General features: G+C 52.0%; 15 protein-coding genes and 1 pseudogene. 9 read left to right on the top strand and 7 right to left on the bottom strand.

Annotated features, from left to right (window positions below; genetic code table 11):
* Nucleotides 1-13: 13 nt before the first annotated feature.
* On the bottom strand, nt 14-769 hold the full coding sequence (locus tag BOW06_RS09080) for an MlaA family lipoprotein (protein ID WP_052132103.1): 756 nt from the start codon (nt 767-769) through the stop codon (nt 14-16).
* Nucleotides 770-894: 125 nt separating this feature from the next.
* On the opposite strand from BOW06_RS09080, the gene rnt reads away from it, so the two are divergent.
* Nucleotides 895-1,548, top strand: coding sequence for a ribonuclease T (rnt, locus tag BOW06_RS09075; RefSeq protein ID WP_078454683.1), 654 nt, complete (start codon nt 895-897; stop codon nt 1,546-1,548).
* 45 nt (nt 1,549-1,593) lie between these two features.
* Here the strand turns inward: rnt and BOW06_RS09070 are convergent, their stop codons facing one another.
* The 4 genes from BOW06_RS09070 to BOW06_RS09055 are packed head-to-tail and all read right to left on the bottom strand — an operon-like array spanning nt 1,594 to nt 6,876.
* Complete coding sequence (locus BOW06_RS09070) at nt 1,594-2,256, bottom strand: response regulator (RefSeq protein ID WP_043116825.1); 663 nt, start codon at nt 2,254-2,256, stop codon at nt 1,594-1,596.
* A gap of 20 nt (nt 2,257-2,276) precedes the next feature.
* A complete protein-coding gene (locus tag BOW06_RS09065; protein WP_043116826.1) occupies nt 2,277-3,839 on the bottom strand; it encodes an ATP-binding protein in 1,563 nt (520 codons plus the stop codon).
* Nucleotides 3,839-5,080 (bottom strand): multifunctional CCA addition/repair protein, encoded by a 1,242-nt coding sequence (locus BOW06_RS09060; RefSeq protein WP_078454684.1) that lies wholly within the window; start codon nt 5,078-5,080, stop codon nt 3,839-3,841. The genes BOW06_RS09065 and BOW06_RS09060 overlap by 1 nt, the downstream gene beginning before the upstream one ends.
* A complete protein-coding gene (locus BOW06_RS09055) occupies nt 5,077-6,876 on the bottom strand; it encodes an ABCB family ABC transporter ATP-binding protein/permease (protein ID WP_078454697.1) in 1,800 nt (599 codons plus the stop codon). The genes BOW06_RS09060 and BOW06_RS09055 overlap by 4 nt, the downstream gene beginning before the upstream one ends.
* A gap of 142 nt (nt 6,877-7,018) precedes the next feature.
* On the opposite strand from BOW06_RS09055, the gene BOW06_RS09050 reads away from it, so the two are divergent.
* Genes BOW06_RS09050 through mtaB form a run of 6 tightly spaced genes read left to right on the top strand, consistent with a single transcriptional unit; the run spans nt 7,019 to nt 14,402 of the window.
* Nucleotides 7,019-7,393 (top strand): S24 family peptidase, encoded by a 375-nt coding sequence (locus BOW06_RS09050; protein WP_052132104.1) that lies wholly within the window; start codon nt 7,019-7,021, stop codon nt 7,391-7,393.
* Nucleotides 7,394-7,404: 11 nt separating this feature from the next.
* Entirely contained in the window at nt 7,405-8,466 is a 1,062-nt protein-coding gene (locus BOW06_RS09045) for an efflux RND transporter periplasmic adaptor subunit (protein WP_078453125.1), read from the top strand.
* On the top strand, nt 8,463-11,528 hold the full coding sequence (locus BOW06_RS09040) for an efflux RND transporter permease subunit (protein ID WP_230209683.1): 3,066 nt from the start codon (nt 8,463-8,465) through the stop codon (nt 11,526-11,528). Before BOW06_RS09045 ends, BOW06_RS09040 begins: the two co-directional genes overlap by 4 nt.
* Nucleotides 11,525-12,424 carry a prenyltransferase gene (locus tag BOW06_RS09035; RefSeq protein ID WP_043116829.1) on the top strand — a complete coding sequence of 300 codons (900 nt, stop codon included), beginning with the start codon at nt 11,525-11,527 and terminating at the stop codon, nt 12,422-12,424. The genes BOW06_RS09040 and BOW06_RS09035 overlap by 4 nt, the downstream gene beginning before the upstream one ends.
* A 9-nt stretch (nt 12,425-12,433) precedes the next feature.
* Nucleotides 12,434-13,102 carry a fumarylacetoacetate hydrolase family protein gene (locus BOW06_RS09030; RefSeq protein WP_078454686.1) on the top strand — a complete coding sequence of 223 codons (669 nt, stop codon included), beginning with the start codon at nt 12,434-12,436 and terminating at the stop codon, nt 13,100-13,102.
* A 7-nt stretch (nt 13,103-13,109) separates the two neighbouring features.
* Complete coding sequence (gene mtaB / locus BOW06_RS09025) at nt 13,110-14,402, top strand: tRNA (N(6)-L-threonylcarbamoyladenosine(37)-C(2))-methylthiotransferase MtaB (RefSeq protein ID WP_043116831.1); 1,293 nt, start codon at nt 13,110-13,112, stop codon at nt 14,400-14,402.
* On the opposite strand, the gene BOW06_RS09020 is transcribed toward mtaB, so the two are convergent.
* Nucleotides 14,386-14,724 (bottom strand): hypothetical protein, encoded by a 339-nt coding sequence (locus BOW06_RS09020; protein ID WP_230209607.1) that lies wholly within the window; start codon nt 14,722-14,724, stop codon nt 14,386-14,388. The two genes, mtaB and BOW06_RS09020, sit on opposite strands and share 17 nt — an antisense overlap.
* A gap of 75 nt (nt 14,725-14,799) precedes the next feature.
* Between BOW06_RS09020 and BOW06_RS09015 the strand changes: the two genes are divergently transcribed.
* The gene (locus BOW06_RS09015) at nt 14,800-15,720 is read left to right on the top strand and encodes a LysR substrate-binding domain-containing protein (RefSeq protein ID WP_078454688.1); all 921 of its coding nucleotides are present in this window, start codon (nt 14,800-14,802) and stop codon (nt 15,718-15,720) included.
* 32 nt (nt 15,721-15,752) lie between these two features.
* On the opposite strand, the pseudogene BOW06_RS13265 reads toward BOW06_RS09015, so the two are convergent.
* Nucleotides 15,753-16,592, bottom strand: a pseudogene (locus tag BOW06_RS13265) (D-hexose-6-phosphate mutarotase).
* A 202-nt stretch (nt 16,593-16,794) separates the two neighbouring features.
* Here BOW06_RS13265 and BOW06_RS09000 point away from each other — a divergent pair.
* Nucleotides 16,795-17,538 (top strand): glutathione peroxidase, encoded by a 744-nt coding sequence (locus tag BOW06_RS09000; RefSeq protein ID WP_078454689.1) that lies wholly within the window; start codon nt 16,795-16,797, stop codon nt 17,536-17,538.
* Nucleotides 17,539-17,556 lie beyond the last annotated feature (18 nt).

The raw sequence follows: 17,556 nt of genomic DNA, 5'->3' as shown, positions 1-17,556 counted from the left end.
GAGTGCTTTATGCCTAAAAGTCTGAGAAATGCTTTGAATCACCATCCTTGATAGCATGTTGACGCGACTGGTAATACGCGTCTCTTTGAAAAACATATGGATCAAGCGCTGCCTGCTCTATGATATCCGAAGCCTCGAGCAACTCGGCACGCTCATCAACGACATAAAGTCCAACAGTACTATAAACAATCTCGGTTTCTTCAACACCGCTTAAAGGGTGAAGAGTGACATCCACGATTGTTCCAGTGGTATCCCTCAGTGTTGAAGGGCCAAATATTGGCAGTACGATATAAGGGCCGTTCTTGACTCCCCACACAGCCAGGGTTTGCCCGAAGTCCTCGTGATGCTTTTCCAGGTTCATTCGCGAAGCGATGTCAAACAGACCACCAACACCAAGTGTTGTATTGACAAGCACCCTGGCAGTATCCGAGAGCGCCTCTTTCGGCTTGCCCTGCAGAAGATTGTTAATCGCAGTGATTATGTCAGCAAGATTCTCGAAAAAATTGCTCACGCCTTGCCTGATTGGCTTGGGTACAACAGCCCGGTAGCCTCTTGCGGCAGGTGCGATAATCGCCTTATCCAGCCCATCGTTGAACTTGTACATGGAACGGTTGAATCCCATCCACGGATCTTTGATCTCGACTTCATCAACTACAACTTCTTGAGTAACTGCTGGCGGTGATGTGACTTCCTGTGCAGCTGCCGGGAGAGAAAAAGCCCCCAGAACGAGCACCATGGAGAAAAACATGTTGAGGTAGTGCTTCCTCATCACTTTAAGAATCCTGTTTTTTGTTTTAATAAGGACTCTGATTGTAGACTCAGGTTTTGAAAACAGCAATCGACTTTCACCCTGTTTTTCGCATAAATCCGGTCCAACTCTGTTATTCTGCCCCCATGTCACAAGCCAAGCCCACTATTGCGAGCCGTTTCCGCGGTTTTTTGCCCGTTATTGTTGATGTTGAAACAGCCGGTTTCAATGCGGCAACTGATGCCCTGCTGGAAATGGCGATGGTCACCATCAACATGGATGACAATGGAAAACTCCATGCAGATGAAAGAGTTGCGTGCCATGTTGAGCCATTTGAAGGAGCCAATCTCGATCCCAAGGCTCTCGCTTTCAATGGTATCGATCCTGAAAACCCGCTACGCGGTGCACTCCCTGAAAGAGAAGCTCTGCAGCTCTGTTTTCAGCCTGTCAGGCATGCCGTCAAGAAAAATGGCTGTAATCGCGCCATCCTGGTCGGTCACAATGCCCCTTTTGATCTGGGCTTTATCAATGCTGCCGTTGATCGCTGTAGCTACAAACGCAATCCTTTCCACCCTTTCTCAACGCTCGATACTGTTTCACTGGCGGCACTTGCAGTCGGACACACAGTATTGGCCGTGTCAGCACAATTGAGTGGTATGGAGTGGAGCAACAGTGAGGCGCATTCGGCTATCTATGACGCTGATCAGACCGCCGAACTCTTCTGCCGGATCGTTAATCGCTGGGATGAGCAGGTTGACGAGAAACCCTGGCTCCCTCAAGCGATGGAAGAAGCCGGTTAACTCAGCCAAAAACCGGGCGGCCTACGGAATAAGATGTGAGATCTGTCAGCTGTTACGGTGACAGAAGCCTGCCTCAACCGCCATAACAGCAGCTTCGACGCGCGAATGGACATCCAGTTTACGCAAGATCGCCTTGACGTGAAGTTTGACGGTACCGTCTGAAATACCGAGATGGCGTGCAATCACCTTGTTGCTCTGCCCCTCTGCCAGGTGACAGAGAATCTCGCGTTCGCGCGGCGTCAGTTCACCAAACAGATCACCCCCGGTTTCGCTCTCCTGCTCCGGCTCATCCTCTTTCTGTACCGCTGCACGCGCAAGTATTCCGGTAAGTTCACGCGACACCACGGTTACACCATCGAGAATCTGACCCAGTGAGTCGATCAATTCATCCGGCTCCATATCCTTGAGAAGATAACCGTCGGCACCGTGCTGAAATGAAGCCAGTACATCACTCTCGTCCTGGCTGGTTGTCAGCATCGCGATGCGCATCTGAGGATGGCTCTGACGCATCTTCTGCAGCACATCGATACCACTCATCTGTGGCATACGCATATCGAGCAGCACAACATCGGGTGTTAATGTATCAACCAGCTCCATACCATCATCACAATCCCCGACTGCGGCAACCACCTCTATACCACGGCGTTCCAGCAGCTCTCGCAAGCCAATACGGAACAGTGCATGATCATCAATCAACAAGACTCGCATAATTCTACTCAATCGTTTATTTATTCAGCCTGGGCTATCGCAGGAGTCGGACGGTAAAACATTTCAACACGCGTACCTTCGCCGGGCTCACTCTCAATACGTAACTCTCCACCCATGCGTCGTGCACGCTCTTCCATGATAGACAGCCCGATATGTTCTCCGGGACTGCCAATCGGCGCCTGTACAAAGCCGACACCATCATCTTCTATCAACAGTTGCAGCTCTTCATCACGGCAGCTTAACATCACGCGTACCATGTGTGCCTGCGCGTGCTTGCGGATATTGGCGAGTGACTCCTGCACAATACGCACCATCTGCATTTCCTCGCTCGGATGCAAACGCAGACTGCGGCAGTTGAGCTGCAGAAAAACCTGGATTCCGGTCTCCTCTGAGAAGCGGTTAGTCATGCGTCGTAATGCAGGTAACAGGCCGCGCTGATCAATCGGTGCGCGAAAGTTGCCGAGCAGGGCTCGCAGCTCACGATTGGCCTCATCAAGCCCGTTTTTTATACGTTCGAGATCACGGCTTGCAGCGGCATAATCCTGATTCTGTGTCAGGGTATCAGCAAGCATACGAACCTGGAAACGCAATCCCGCAAGTGTCTGTGCGAGCGAATCGTGCAGTTCATGCGCCAGTGCAGTTCGCTCCTCGACGATCGATAGACGGTGTGCCTCCTCGTCTGAACGCTGCTTGGCGATAGCGATACCCAGGTGACTACCGATTGTAGTCAGAAGCTCCATGATATCTTCACGCCCCGAGACCCCGGGCTGTTCAACATAGATAGTATAGATGCCAAGCGTGTCATCATGATACTCAAGCGGTACACTGATAACCTCAACCTGCTCGGCACTGAACATCACCCGGTTATTCATCCTGGAACAGGCCTCGGCGTCATGTTCGCATAACAGGTCGGCACTGGTAAGTGCCTTGCCGCACTGACACAACTGAACCGGCAGCAAATCCTGTTCCTTGGCAACCTTGTTATCAAGTCCGATAGCACCGACAAGCCGCATACGCCCGTCACGACTGACAAGGCGAACTGTCGCTGTTTTTCCGTTAACCATCTCCTTGAAGATACGTAGAAAACGCAACAGTAACGCATCAAGGGTTTCACTCTGATTGATACTGGCAGCGACATCATAAAGAATTTTCAGTGATGCCGTTTTTTGTGCCAGCCGGCGTGTCTGGCGCTCAACACGATTATCCATATCCTCGTAGAGCTCGCTAAGCTCCCCGTAGACTGAATCTATATCGTGAGAAAGATGTTCAAGAACACCGAGGTCTTCATGCAGAACCTGGGCACCCGGCTCACCCTGGCACACCTGTGAAACCGACTCCTGCAGTCGTGCAAGCGGGCGTAACAACTGGTTTTTTAACAACACTGCGGATGTAATAACACCGACCAGAGTCATGCTCACAGCCAGTATCAAAAGACCAAGGTCAGTGCTCATCATGCCCATTGAACGGATGTGCACGAAAGCGGCTATGTAGACCAGTACCAGGCCAAGCAGGCTGAAAGCGAACGGATAGATCAAACGCGCTCTCTTTAATATCTCCCTGATTTTTTTGCCTTCGCTCTGCATCAGCTCTCTTTTGTCCTTATCTTGCCAAGTTCTGTCTCGATCTCCCTGATACGAAGTTTTTCGATCGCTTCGCCGATCTCTTTTCCCTTTGCCCCACTATCGACAATCGCCCCTATATCGACCTTGCTTGCGACCTTGTACAAGCGTCTGAAAGTATCGGCATGCGGTGTTGCCTGGTTTTCAAATCCTGCGCGTCCACGCAGATCGGCCTCACAGGCGAGTAAAAACTCCTCGAAACGCTCGGGGCGTCGGAATGCATCCAGCGCACCCAGTGTTCTGCTGATGGTGTCGGCACGCAGTTCATCTGTTACGCGCCGGTAGTGCCCATGATACTCGGCGACAATCACCGCCAGTTCACGAAAGTCATTGGACACACGCAAACGTTCACACAACCGCTTGACCAGCCTGACGCCGCTCTTTTCGTGACCATGGTGTCGCGGCCACTGACTGCTGTCGGTCATCCCCTTACCAAGATCATGCAGCAATGCTGCAAATCGTACACGCGGCTCGCTTGAAAGTCTTGCTGCCTGTTCCAGCACCATCATGGTGTGTACACCCGTATCTATCTCCGGATGATGTCTTGCAGGTTGTGGCACTCCGTAGAGACGCTCGATTTCAGGAAACAGCAACTGCAATGCACCGCATTCTCGCAAGGTTTCAAAATAGCGCGATGACGAATCGGTTGCCAGGGCCTTACAGGTCTCCGCCCAGGTACGCTCAGACACCAGGTAGTCGAGTTCACCGGAATCGACCATACTGCGCATTAATGCCTTTGTCTCATCTGCAACACAAAACTCCTGTGCGGCAAATCTTGCAGCAAAGCGGGCAATTCGCAGTACACGTACAGGATCTTCCGTGAATGCTTGCGAAACATGCCTGAGCAGACGCTGCTGCAGATCCTGTTGTCCACCATATGGATCGATCAGGTTACCGTCGTCATCCATGGCCATCGCATTGACTGTCAGGTCACGACGTAGCAGATCCTCTTCAATGGTTACGTCAGGTGCAGCATGAAAAGCAAAGCCCTGGTAACCATGTCCACTCTTGCGCTCGGTACGTGCGAGAGCATACTCATCTTTGGTTTGCGGATGCAGAAAGACTGGAAAGTCTTTTCCGACAGGTGTGTAACCCTGCTCCAGCATCTCTTCAGGGGTGGCGCCGAGCACGAGCCAGTCACGCTCCCTGACAGGCAAACCGAGGAGTTGATCCCTGACCGCACCACCAACGAGATAAACCTTCATGACTCAGCCTCCTGCTCTTCTTCCTCACGCTGCTGCAACTCCCACATGTCAGCATAGATGCCGTTTTCACGAAGCAATTGCTGGTGTCTTCCCTGCTCGACGATACGTCCCTGCTCCATAACCAGTATCCGATCTGCATCAACAACTGTCGAGAGTCGGTGCGCGATAATCAGGGTGGTGTGATGCTGGGCAACCTCTCGTAATGTCTCCTGTATTGCCTGTTCGGTCTTGCTGTCCAGTGACGATGTCGCCTCGTCAAAAATAAGAATAACGGGCTGCTTGAGAATCGCACGGGCAATGGCAACTCGCTGCTTTTCACCACCCGAAAGTTTCAGGCCCCGCTCGCCGACAACCGTATCCCAATCCTTGGGTAGTGATTCAATGAAACCACGGATATGTGCCATATCAGCCGCCCTGACCACCTCTTCCCTGCTCGCGTCAGGACGACCATATGAGATGTTGTAATAGATCGTGTCATTGAACAGCACAGTGTCTTGCGGAACAATGCCGATTGCCCTGCGCAAGCTCTCCTGGGTCACTTTGCTGATCGACTGGTTATCAATCAGGATGTCACCAGCAGTTACATCATAAAAGCGATACAGCAGGCGTGACAGTGTCGATTTACCCGCACCCGAGTGACCAACAATTGCGACCTTCTCACCGGCGCCAACAGTAAATGAGACTTGCTGCAGTATGCGACGCTCCGGCTGATAGCTGAAATCGACATTTTCAAAACGAATCTCACCACCGTCGAGTTGGATATCCCTGTCATCGGCGACATCCTGCACATCTGGAATCTGCTGTAACAGGTCAAACAGGCGCTGCATATCGGCAAGTGTGTATTTCACCTGTCGATAGACTATACCGAGAAACCCGAGAGGTATGAATACCTGGATCATCAGGGTTGTCACCAGCACCAGGTCACTGATCTGCATACGCTGCTCAACAAAACCCTGCACCGCGTACCACATCACCAGGGTCACTGCGAGACCGATTATCGCTGATTGACCAAAATTGAGCAGCGACATGGATGTCTGGGTCTTGACTCCCCACTGTTCCCACTTTTTCAGCGTATCGTCGTAACGGTTGGTTTCAAGGTCTTCATTGCCGAAATACTTGACCGTCTCGTAATTGATGAGACTGTCAAAAGCCATGTTATTCGCTTCAGAATCGAGCCTGTTCATGCGGTGGCGGAAATCCATGCGCCACTCGGTAACGGCAAAGGTAAAAATGAAGTAAACAAGGATTGCACCGGCGACGACGAGAAAGAAAGTGACGTCGTAGAGTGTCAGAAAAATAGCCGCAATCAGTAAAAATTCGATCCCGGTCGGGATGATATTGAAAACCAGGTAATTGAGAATCGTACTTGCCGAGCGTGCACCACGATCCAGGTCACGGCTGATACCGCCGGTCTGGCGTTCAAGATGAAAGCCGAGGGAGAGTTTGTGAAGGTGCTGCAAAACCTGTGTCGAGAGACGCCGCATGGCGTGGTAGCGCACACGCGCAAACACAGCATCACGCAATTCGTTGAAGAGTGATGCGAGCAGCCGCAGAAGTCCATAAAGCAGTACCAGGGCAACCGGTGCGACAAGCAGCGTATCGGCTTGCACCTTCTCAAGGTGATCAATAATCTCCTTGATCAGCAGTGGCACACCAACAAAGGCAAGCTTTGAGAGAACCAGCGACAGCAGCGCAATCAGTACTCGCCCGCGGTACTCCCATAGAAAAGGAGTTACGCTATTGAGACTACGCCAACTGAAGTGGTCAGCAGCGTCGTCGATGCTGTTTCTGTTCATGCCGTGCATTTGAGGTCTTTAGACAGCCTGTTATTCAGTGATTAACCCCATAGGATCACTCCCTCAGGGGTTGTACAAATGGAAAAAGAGCGGACAATATCCGATTATACAATTACGAGACGTTGAAATCTGTTAAATCGTTATGAGTGAATTCCCTGAAGTAAAAATTGAAATACCCGGCCAGGAGCAACAAGACGACAGCAGCCTCAGCAGCTGCTCCAGCTCCGAGCCCTTTGCACTGCAGGTACTTGGAGACAGCATGGAGCCCGAGTTCCCGGACAAGTGCATCATCATCATCGAACCCAATGACAAGTGCAGCAACGAGGCCTATGTCATGGCGGACATCGAGGGCTCAAGGTGGTTCCGCCAGTATATGAATGATGACAAGGGTGAGCGCCTAGTCGCGGTCAACAGCGAGTATCCGGATATCCCGCTGGAGGGACTCAACTGGAAAGTTGAGGGAATCATCGTGCAACGGAACATCAAGCGCGACATCAAGCACTACGAAATCTATTGAGAATTGAAATCATGACACTGAGAGTGCTCCTGCAACTACTTATCCTGCTTCTGCTTACCGGAGTTCTTGGCGCGTGTGAAAAAGCCGAACAGGGAAAACAGCAGCAGCGCAATAAGAAGCAGCAACTGGTGACAACCACGCAAGTTGTCAGGGGCGCCCAGCAGCAGCAGATCGAACGCAGTGGCAACCTGCGCGTCCGACGCATTATCCACGTACATAACCTCGAAGAAGGCCAGGTCAAGGAGATACCCTGGTATGAAGGTGATGCAGTCAGCCAGGGCGAAATGCTTGTCAGGCTCGATGACGAACTGTTGCTCACTGCACAGCGCAAGGCAGCAGCACAACTCGACGAGGCAGAGAAAAACCTGTTGCGTCTCGAACGCCTGATCAAAACCAATGCCATCTCCGAAGATGCCCTGATTGCAGCACGTACCGAGGTTGCAGTCACCAAGGCAGATATTGATGAACTCGCGGTGCGCCTGCAACGCACCCGAATCCATGCAGACTTTGATGGCCTGATCACAGAGCGCCTGGTTGAACCCGGGGATTTTGCGGAGAAAAACCGGCACCTGCTGACAGTTATTGATCCACTGTCACTCGTTATCGAGGTCACCCTGTCACAACTCCTGCTTCCTTCAGTGAATAAAGGCGATGCCGTCGAAGTACAGATCGATGCACTTGGCCAGCAGTGGCACCCGGCCAAAATCATTCGTATCCATCCGACTATCGACCCACTCACGGGACAGGGCACTGTCGAGGTAGGTTTCGACGAATTGCCGAGCGGCATCAAGTCAGGCCAGCGAGCAACGCTGCGTCTGGCGATTACTTCAGATGAAATATTATTGATCCCCTACTCTGCCTTGCAACAGAACAGGGAGCGCAACTGGGTTTATCTTATTAAAGATGGTAAATCTGTAGAACAGGATATAGTCCCGGGCGAATACTGGCCTGACGGCATTGCCATCATCGATGGAATCGAGGATGGCGACGAGGTCATCACACGCGGCTTCCTTGGACTGAAAAATGGCGCTAAAGTGACAATTGTCGAAGCGCAGGACGACTCACAACAGTGAGCGATCACCACACATCTCCAAGCACATGGTCCATCCGTCATCCTATCGGGGTGATCATGCTGACGCTTGCCGTCGTGGTTCTCGGCATCGTCGCCTTTCTGCAGCTGCGCATTGACCTGCTACCGCACATCATCTATCCGGAAGTGCGTGTACGCGTGATGGATCCGGGCGTGCCGGCAAGTATCATGGAAGACCAGGTCACGCGCCAGCTTGAAGAGCAGTTGGCAATTACCGAAGACGCCATCTATGTCCAGTCGACCACCACCGAGGGCCGGTCATCAGTCGATCTGAGTTTTGCCTACAGCAAGGATATCGATATTGCGTTGCGTGATGCAAGCACCCGCCTTGACCGCGCCAAACGCTTTCTGCCGGACACTATCGACCCGCCAACAATTTATAAACGTGATCCATTCCAGTTGCCGGTGATGGAAATCCTTGTGTCATCCTCGTTGCGGTCGCCGGTCGAGGTGCGTGAATGGACCGATTACAGCCTCGGCCCGTCCCTGCTGAATCTTCCCGGTATCGCCGCAGCTGAAATCGGCGGCGGACTGAAACGGGAAATCCAGATCATTATTGATCCGCACAAGCTTGAATCGATGAAATTTGATGTCATCAAGCTTACTGACGAGATTGCCAGGAACAACCAGGATACACCTGCAGGCCGCCTTCAATCCCGGGTCGAGGAGATTGCAGGCAGAACTGTCGGCAGTTACCAGACAGTTGATGAGATCCGCGAACTGGAGATCGGGTCAACCAGTGACGGCAAGACAATTCATCTTGCCGATGTCGCAAAAGTGCTCGATACCGCCGAGGAGCAACGCCTGATCGTGCGCAGTAACGGCCGCCCAGGTGTCAAACTCTCAATACAGAAGCAGCCGGGCGCGAATACCATCGAGGTGGTTGATGCAGTTGAAGCACGGCTTCAGGAGATGAGGCAGCAGTCACTCTTTCCCGATGATATCAGTGTCGAACCTGTAACAGACCAGGCCGGACCGATCCGGAATGCCATCAACAATGCAACAGCAGCAGCACTTGGTGGCGCAACACTCGCCATGCTCGTGGTCTACCTGTTTCTCGGCAGCCTGCTTCGCACCCTGATCGTTGGCACGGCAATTCCTGTTGCTACCCTGATTACATTTGCACTGATGTCCGCCGCCGGTCTCAACATGAACATAATGACACTGGGTGGGCTGGCCCTTGGCATCGGTATGCTGGTCGACAGCACCATCGTCATGCTCGAGAACATTCATCGTCACCAGATGATGAAGTCGACCGCATCGGAAGCTGCCACCGAGGTAACCAGTGCGATTATCGCTTCAACATCGACAAACCTGGCTGCCGTGGTGCCTTTCTTTTTCCTCAGCGGGCTCATCGGCCTGATTTTTCGCGAGCTTATCTTCACTATTACAGCCGCTGTCATTGCCTCAATGGTTGTTGCACTGACCCTTGTACCTGCACTGGCAGGACGATTCACCAAGGCCGAAGAGAATCACAGCCTGCTACAGCGCCCTCTCAATGCACTAACAGGTCTCTACCGTAGTGGACTGAAGAAGCTTCTGCATCTGCCAACAACACTCAAACTGGTGTTGCTGGGAGGTATGGTCGTTCTGCTGGTCTACTTGATGCAGCCATTCTGTCAACTGCCAAGCAACCTGCTGCCGCGCATGGATGAAGGCCTGGTACGCATCTCCCTGACATCTGACAGCGGCACCTCGATTACCGAAATGGAACGTATGACATCACAGAGTGAAGAGATTGTCGCAAGCATGCCGGGCGTACAGTCGATATTCACCACCGTCGGCGGTTTTGTTTTCGGACGCTCCAGTTATGAAAATGCCAACCGAACGTCAATCCAGGTACAACTGGTGCCCAAGGGACAGCGTGACCTGTCAGCCGGTGAATGGGTTAAACAGTTCAAGAAGAAATTCGCTAGCGAGCAGATCCCCGGACTACAGATGCGTGCCTTCGTACGTGCAATTCGCGGCTTGCGCATCAGTCAGGGTGAAGATGATCTGTCTCTGAAAATACGTGGTCCGGACATCGACACACTCAACGATATCGGCAATCGCCTTGTTGATGAACTCAAAGAGGTCGATGGACTGACCAATGTCCGTCACTCAGGTGAAGAGACCACCCGTGAGATGTTAATTGGCATCGATCGTGACAAGGCAGCAAGAGCCGGGCTCGACAGCACCACGATTGGTGATGCCGTGCGCATCGCAATGGACGGAAAAACCGTCACCACCCTGTACGACAGGGACCGTGGAATTGATGTCGTGGTACGCATGGACAGAGAGCAATGGCGCAGCCCGTCAGATGTTGCAAATATCCAGCTACTCGCAGGAGATAACATTATTCGTCTCGGCGACGTGGCAACAATTCGCATTGAGGCAGCTCCCGGCTCTATCCGCCGTGATCGCCAGCAACGTGCGGTTGAAGTGAACGCCTCCCTCTCGGAAGAGCTGTCACTGGAACAGGCGATACGCCAGGCACTAACCATTAGTGAAAAAGTCGAAACGCCGGAAGGCTACTCAATCGCCGAGGCAGGTAGCCTGCAGGCTTTGCAAGAGGGGCAGGCACTGGGCACGATTCTTCTAGCCCTGGCCCTGTTCCTGGTTCTCGTTGTCATGGCAGTCCAGTTCGAATCCCTGCGTAACCCGCTTGTCATCATGTTTGGCGTGCCATTCTCAGGTATCGGTGTTGTCATTGGCCTGTGGCTATGGGGCATCGACATCACCATGCCGGTATGGATCGGCATGATCATGCTCGCCGGCATCGTCGTTAACAACGCCATCGTACTTGTCACGACCATAGAAAACAGGCGCAACAAAGGCATGCAGCGCGACGACGCCATCATTGAAGCGGCAGGCCTACGCCTGAAACCGATCCTGATGGCAACACTGACCACCGTGGTTGGAATGATGCCGCTTGCTCTTGCATACGGCAGCGGTTCGGAAATGCTCAAGCCTCTGGCTGTTGTACTGGTAACAGGACTACTGTTCTCAACCCTGATAAGCCTTATACTTGTCCCCCTGCTCTATAAACATATTGGAAATCAATGAATACTGAAGCACTGCTGCTCACAACACGCTCGGCCAGGCCGCCATTCCTGATTCTGACACTCTCCTGCATCTCGCTCGGAGTCGCTATTGCACTCTCCACACCAGGTGTTGATGTCCACCTTGTCGATGTGTTTCTGATCCTCTTAGCAGGTATCGCCTCGCATATCAGTGTGAATGCATTCAATGAATATTTCGATTTCAGGAGCGGTCTTGATGAGTTGACAGAAAGAACACCGTTCAGTGGCGGTAGCGGCCTGCTACCAACACACCCGGACCTGGATAATAATGTCCTCCTGATGGCGATAGTCTCTCTTGCCGCCTGCATCGGAATCGGACTCTATTTCACCGCCATCCATGGCATGGTTCCTCTGGTCATCGGTGCTGTCGGTGTGTTGCTCATCATCACTTACACACACCTGATTACACGCTCTCCTTTTTCTTCGCTGCTCGCACCAGGCATTGCATTTGGCCCGCTGATGATTATCGGCAGCGTGTATGTATTGAGTGGAAGCATCTCAACAACTGCCATCATCGCTTCGTTAATTCCCTTTTTCCTGGTCAACAACCTGCTACTGTTGAACCAGTATCCGGATGTTGAGGCTGACATACAGGTTGGACGCAAGAATTACCCGATTATGATTGGCCGCAGTAAAAGCAGCCTGATCTATGCAGCTTTCACACTGCTGGCCTTCGCAATAATCCCGCTGGGCATAGCGACAGGCCATTTCCCGCTACTCTCACTGCTGGCGCTCATTCCGCTTGTCCCTGCTCTCATTTCAGTACGTGACAGCTTTCGTCATGCTGACGACATTCCGCAACTGGCGCAGGCGATGGGGCTGAACGTTGTCGTCAATCTCGTCACGCCCGCGCTGCTGGCAGCCGCATTGGTTATCTAAGAGTTAGATATGACAAACAGTTTCAAATTCCTTGATCAGGATGGCAGTCGCATTGACCTGAATGCGGGAAAGATCGTTGCCATTGGACGCAATTACCATGCGCATATAGAAGAGCTGAACAATCCGGTTCCTGACAAGCCGGTCATCTTCATGAAGCCCTCCACGGCACTCAGGCCATTGCACGAACCCGTGGTCATCCCGACTGACCGGGGCGCCGTGCACTTTGAAATCGAACTCGCCGTGTTAATTGCAGAAGAGATCAGCTGTGTCGATGAAGATGCGGTTGCAGATGCGATTAGAGGTTATGCACTCGCTCTCGACCTTACCCTGCGAGATGTACAGGAAGAGGTCAAGAACAAGGGGCTGCCATGGGAAATGGCAAAATCCTGGGACGGCAGTTGCCCGTTGGGCAGAGTTCTTCCTGCTGATACAATCGATCCGGCCAATGCAGAGCTGCAACTCGTCATCAATGGTGAAGTACGCCAGCAGGCGAATACCAGGATGATGATTCGTGGTGCCATCTCCCTGATCAGTTACATCAGCCGCTATTTCACGCTTGAACCGGGCGACCTGGTACTAACCGGTACACCATCAGGCGTCGGCTCACTCAATGCAGGTGATCAGCTCGAACTGTCACTCGATCAACACTCTGAATCAACACAAATCACCACATCCTGAAATCAGCATGCAAGTACATCTAAAAACCCTAGGCTGTCGCCTTAACGAAGCCGAACTGGAAACATGGGCACGTAAATTTCGCCACCAGGGGCATGCAGTTACTGCTCAACCTGACGAGGCGGACCTGGTTGTGGTCAACAGCTGTGCTGTTACGGAGGAAGCTGTACGCAAATCACGCAAACTGATCCGTCGTGTACAGCGCTCGAATCCACAGGCAAAACTGGTCGTTTCCGGCTGTTACGCCTCGCTGAATCCGGCTGAGATCAAAAGCATTCCCGGAGTCGACCTGTTGATCGAAAATCGTGACAAGGACCGCTTACCGGAAATTGTCGCGGAAAAACTCGATACCCTCTCAATGCCGGACACAGCGACAGAGCCGGGTGAAAACCTGCTGTTCGCACGTGGCAGGCAACGTGCTTTTATCAAGGTGCAGGACGGCTGCCGTTATAAGTGCACCTTCTGCATCGTCACGGAGGCACGTGGCGAAGAACGCAGCCGCCCGCCACAGGAGATAATTGACGAGATTAATGCATTACATCAACAAGGTGTACAGGAAGCCGTTATCACTGGCGTTCATCTTGGTGGTTATGGCAGTGATTGTGACAGCAATCTCGGCCAGCTGGTTGAGCGCCTGTTGAAGGAGACATCGATTCCGCGTTTACGTCTTGGCTCACTCGAACCGTGGGATATCCCTGATAACTTCTGGTCGCTGTTCGATAATCCGCGCCTGATGCCGCACCTGCATCTGCCACTACAGAGTGGTTGCGACACGGTGCTGCGACGCATGGCACGTCGCTGTAAAACGGCAGAGTTCAGCAGCCTGCTCTCCGAGGCCAGGAAAATGATACCCGGGCTGAACATTACCACTGACATTATCGTCGGCTTTCCCGGTGAAACTGACAGTGAATGGCAAGAGGGAATGGATTACCTTGAGAGGCTCGATTTCGGTCACATCCACATCTTTTCCTATTCACCACGCCCGGGTACCAAGGCGGCACGTCTTCCGAATGCCGTCAATGATGAAACAAGACGCTCACGCAGCCAGCAGCTGCACGCTCTTGCAGACGAAATGAAACAGCGCTGTCTCGATACCATGATTGGTACACAACAGGAGGTACTGATTGAGACACGTTCACAGGATGAGAACGGCGACTGGTACTGGGGCTACACGCCAAATTATCACCGCGTACGAATCACTGCGAGTCGTGACAGCCTCGAAACGACTGTCACCATGATCAAGATTACCGGCAGTGACAGTGGCAGCAACCTGCTGCATGGTGAAATCACTCCAGCAGCCTGATCTCTGCCTCACCATCGTCGGGATTGATCAAAAACTCGAGCTCACAATATTCAGTCAGTTCATCGCAGGGTGTTGGATCATCCGCGCAACAGCTGCCGGAAATGATCCCTGCAAAGAAGATACCCGCTTTAAGGCGGATCTCCTCGTCAGATCTGTGCAACTCCAGCACCACAACGGAAAAAGGCGAATCACTCACATAGCTGCTTTGAGACATCCCCTGCTGCAACGGTAATGCAGCATGATCCATCTGCTCTATCTCCCGTTTGAGAGACTGCTTGAGTTCCTCGACGCTCTCTTCAAGCAGGCTTGTTTTAAAATTCACTCTCATCACATCTTTATTTGATAAGCAATTTCTTTAATATATACTTTAATTATCGTTTCTACCAATAGTTAAACCATGAATCTCCGGGATCTCAATTACCTTGTTGCAGTCGCAGAAACCAACAACTTCAGCAAGGCTGCAGAACGCTGTTTTGTAAGCCAGCCAACCCTGAGCGGACAGATTAAAAAACTCGAAGAAGAGCTCGGAGTCACACTATTCGAACGCACCAACCGCTCTGTTGAGATTACAGCAATCGGAAGCGAAATCCTGTCACATGCGAGACAGATACTGGAACAAGCCGATGTTATCGCACAAGTTGCACGCGCGCACCAGGACCCGCTCGCAGGGCCCTTGCGTGTTGGCGCGATACCAACCATCAGCCCCTACCTGATGCCATTGATCCTCGCACCACTCAAAAAAGAGCATCCGCAGATGCAGTTGATACTCTCTGAAGAAATGACGGAGACACTGTTAACCCGGTTGCACAATCACGAGATCGATGTCGCCCTGCTTGCAACACCTACCAAAGAGCCTTCTCTGGAATCAATTCCGCTCTTTGATGAGCCATTTTGGGTCGCCTTTCCGCGCAAGCACGGTTTCTATAACAAGGAGAAAATCACGCGTACCGATATCGACAAGGAGACCTTGCTGCTTCTGTCCGAGGGACACTGCCTTGCGAAACAGGCAATGGATGTCTGCCATATCAGTGAACGCCAGAGTGAAGGAGAAATGGCTGATTTGCGTGCTGCCAGCCTGGAAACCCTGATCCAGTTGGTCAAGGCAGGTTATGGCATCACGCTGATTCCGGCACTCGCACTCGGTGGCTCATGGGCGAGCGGAAGCGGTATTGTCACCCACCCGCTCAATATCAAAAATGCGTCACGACGAATTTCGCTGGTGTTTCGCAGCAGCTTTCCACGGCGTGCGGCTCTGAGCGCCTTTGCCGAAATCATACGAAGCAGACTGCCAAATACAGTGAAGTTGATCAAAAGGTAGCCTGCCAGGCAACTGAACGGATGCCCAATCGATTATTGTGCAGTTAGCTCTTGTGAGCCATACCAGGATTCACCTGCCAAAACCTCCGGCGGCTCACTGATCACAGGTGCTTCAATACATAGCATGCGACGATAACCTTCAGGATCCATATCTCCAAGCGCTGCACACTTCTCCGGACCAGGGTTCCACACCACTACATCAGGAAAACCGGACGATTTCACGACCATTCGTCGCCCGGGTTCGCGCATGGCCACTTGCCCTGGAGCCCGCATGTAGATGCGGTCGACTTCGTCTGTGAAAGAGAGTTCCGGATCGACCTGTATAACGTCCTGTATACCCTTTGCTGACTCACGATAATGACAGCCACCCAGGTTCTCCACCACTGTCGCTGCGATATCACGCACACCTAAATATGTGTGCAAGGCACCGGTAAAATGAAATGAAGTCGTTCCAGTATTCTGGATACTGAACTCAACTTTCAAATGTGGTCCACCCACTGTGACAGTCAAGGTGGCCCGAAATGCATGTGGCCACATGGCACGCGAAGCAATGGAATCTTCCAGTTGGAAAACGGCTTGCGCCGAATCCCCCTCCTATTTGGTGCTCACTAGTTCCCATAGGCCAAGACGTGCAAAACCATGCTTGAGAAAAGGCCCTTCATCGGCAAACTGTGGGAAACAGACAGGTACACCACCGCGAATAGCCGTGCCTTCACTAAACTCCGCTCGTTCACTAAGGAACAGTCGTTCGTCATCTCCCGCTGGACACCAGTCGGTAACATGGGCGCCATATAAATAGATTTCAGCTTGTGCACCATCCTCTGCCGTCAGTACCACTTTAGAGAAATCGTCCCCACCATTATCAGATTGCATAAAGATTCCAAACAACTAAAACACTCAAAGTCATTGTACAGGCCTATGTGCTGACTTAAGAGACATAACACCTATTATCGTCAATTCCTCTTATTCATATCGTATTAAACGATTTTCCCTATTTCTTTCCCTACCCCATACTAACTCCCGTACCAACAAATCGAACTCAACGTCGATTCAGATAATTAACGGAGATATGAATATGTTTAACAATCGCGAAGGACAACAAGTACCACAGGTCACATTCCGCACACGTCGTAATCACGAGTGGGTAGATGTCACTACTGATGAAGTTTTCAAGGGAAAAACTGTGGTTGTGTTCTCACTGCCAGGCGCATTCACACCAACCTGTTCATCAACGCACGTACCGCGTTACAACCAGCTGACACCAGCACTGAAAGAAGCAGGAGTAGACGAGGTGATCTGCATGTCAGTCAATGATGCATTCGTTATGAACGAATGGAAATCAGAGCAAAGTGCAGACAAAGTCACATTCATTCCAGATGGCAACGGTGATTTCACCGATGGTATGGGGCTGCTGGTCGACAAGGAAGACCTGGGCTTTGGCAAACGCTCATGGCGCTACTCGATGCTGGTAAAAGACGGTGTCGTGGAAAAGATGTTTATCGAGCCTAACAAGCCGGGCGACCCCTTCGAGGTTTCAGATGCAGACACAATGCTCGAGTACATCGCTCCAAATGCAGTCAAGCCGAAGAGTGTCACCATCTTCACTCGCGAAGGCTGTGAATTCTGTGTTCGTGCCAAGGGCATGCTGAATGATGCCAGCATGGACTACGAGGAACTGGTTCTCAACAGGGATTTCACCGAGGCGACCATTCGCGCTATCTCGGGTGAGTCAACTGTACCCCAGGTCTTCATCGACGGATATCGCGTCGGCGGATCTGAAGCACTTGAAGAGTATCTCGCTGGAGAGAAAGCAGCCTGATACGAACCCAGGGAAACA

The organism is Solemya velum gill symbiont, assembly GCF_002020255.1.
In the GTDB taxonomy this organism is placed as follows: domain Bacteria; phylum Pseudomonadota; class Gammaproteobacteria; order Chromatiales; family Chromatiaceae.
This window is presented reverse-complemented; position numbering and strand designations above follow the sequence as displayed.

Bases quoted from the DNA above. Each gene is read 5' to 3' on its own strand.
- BOW06_RS09080 (WP_052132103.1), bottom strand. From the start codon at position 769: ATGAGGAAGCACTACCTCAACATGTTTTTCTCCATGGTGCTCGTTCTG.
- rnt (WP_078454683.1), top strand. From the start codon at position 895: ATGTCACAAGCCAAGCCCACTATTGCGAGCCGTTTCCGCGGTTTTTTG.
- BOW06_RS09070 (WP_043116825.1), bottom strand. From the start codon at position 2,256: ATGCGAGTCTTGTTGATTGATGATCATGCACTGTTCCGTATTGGCTTG.
- BOW06_RS09065 (WP_043116826.1), bottom strand. From the start codon at position 3,839: ATGCAGAGCGAAGGCAAAAAAATCAGGGAGATATTAAAGAGAGCGCGT.
- BOW06_RS09060 (WP_078454684.1), bottom strand. From the start codon at position 5,080: ATGAAGGTTTATCTCGTTGGTGGTGCGGTCAGGGATCAACTCCTCGGT.
- BOW06_RS09055 (WP_078454697.1), bottom strand. From the start codon at position 6,876: ATGAACAGAAACAGCATCGACGACGCTGCTGACCACTTCAGTTGGCGT.
- BOW06_RS09050 (WP_052132104.1), top strand. From the start codon at position 7,019: ATGAGTGAATTCCCTGAAGTAAAAATTGAAATACCCGGCCAGGAGCAA.
- BOW06_RS09045 (WP_078453125.1), top strand. From the start codon at position 7,405: ATGACACTGAGAGTGCTCCTGCAACTACTTATCCTGCTTCTGCTTACC.
- BOW06_RS09035 (WP_043116829.1), top strand. From the start codon at position 11,525: ATGAATACTGAAGCACTGCTGCTCACAACACGCTCGGCCAGGCCGCCA.
- BOW06_RS09030 (WP_078454686.1), top strand. From the start codon at position 12,434: ATGACAAACAGTTTCAAATTCCTTGATCAGGATGGCAGTCGCATTGAC.
- mtaB (WP_043116831.1), top strand. From the start codon at position 13,110: ATGCAAGTACATCTAAAAACCCTAGGCTGTCGCCTTAACGAAGCCGAA.
- BOW06_RS09015 (WP_078454688.1), top strand. From the start codon at position 14,800: ATGAATCTCCGGGATCTCAATTACCTTGTTGCAGTCGCAGAAACCAAC.
- BOW06_RS09000 (WP_078454689.1), top strand. From the start codon at position 16,795: ATGTTTAACAATCGCGAAGGACAACAAGTACCACAGGTCACATTCCGC.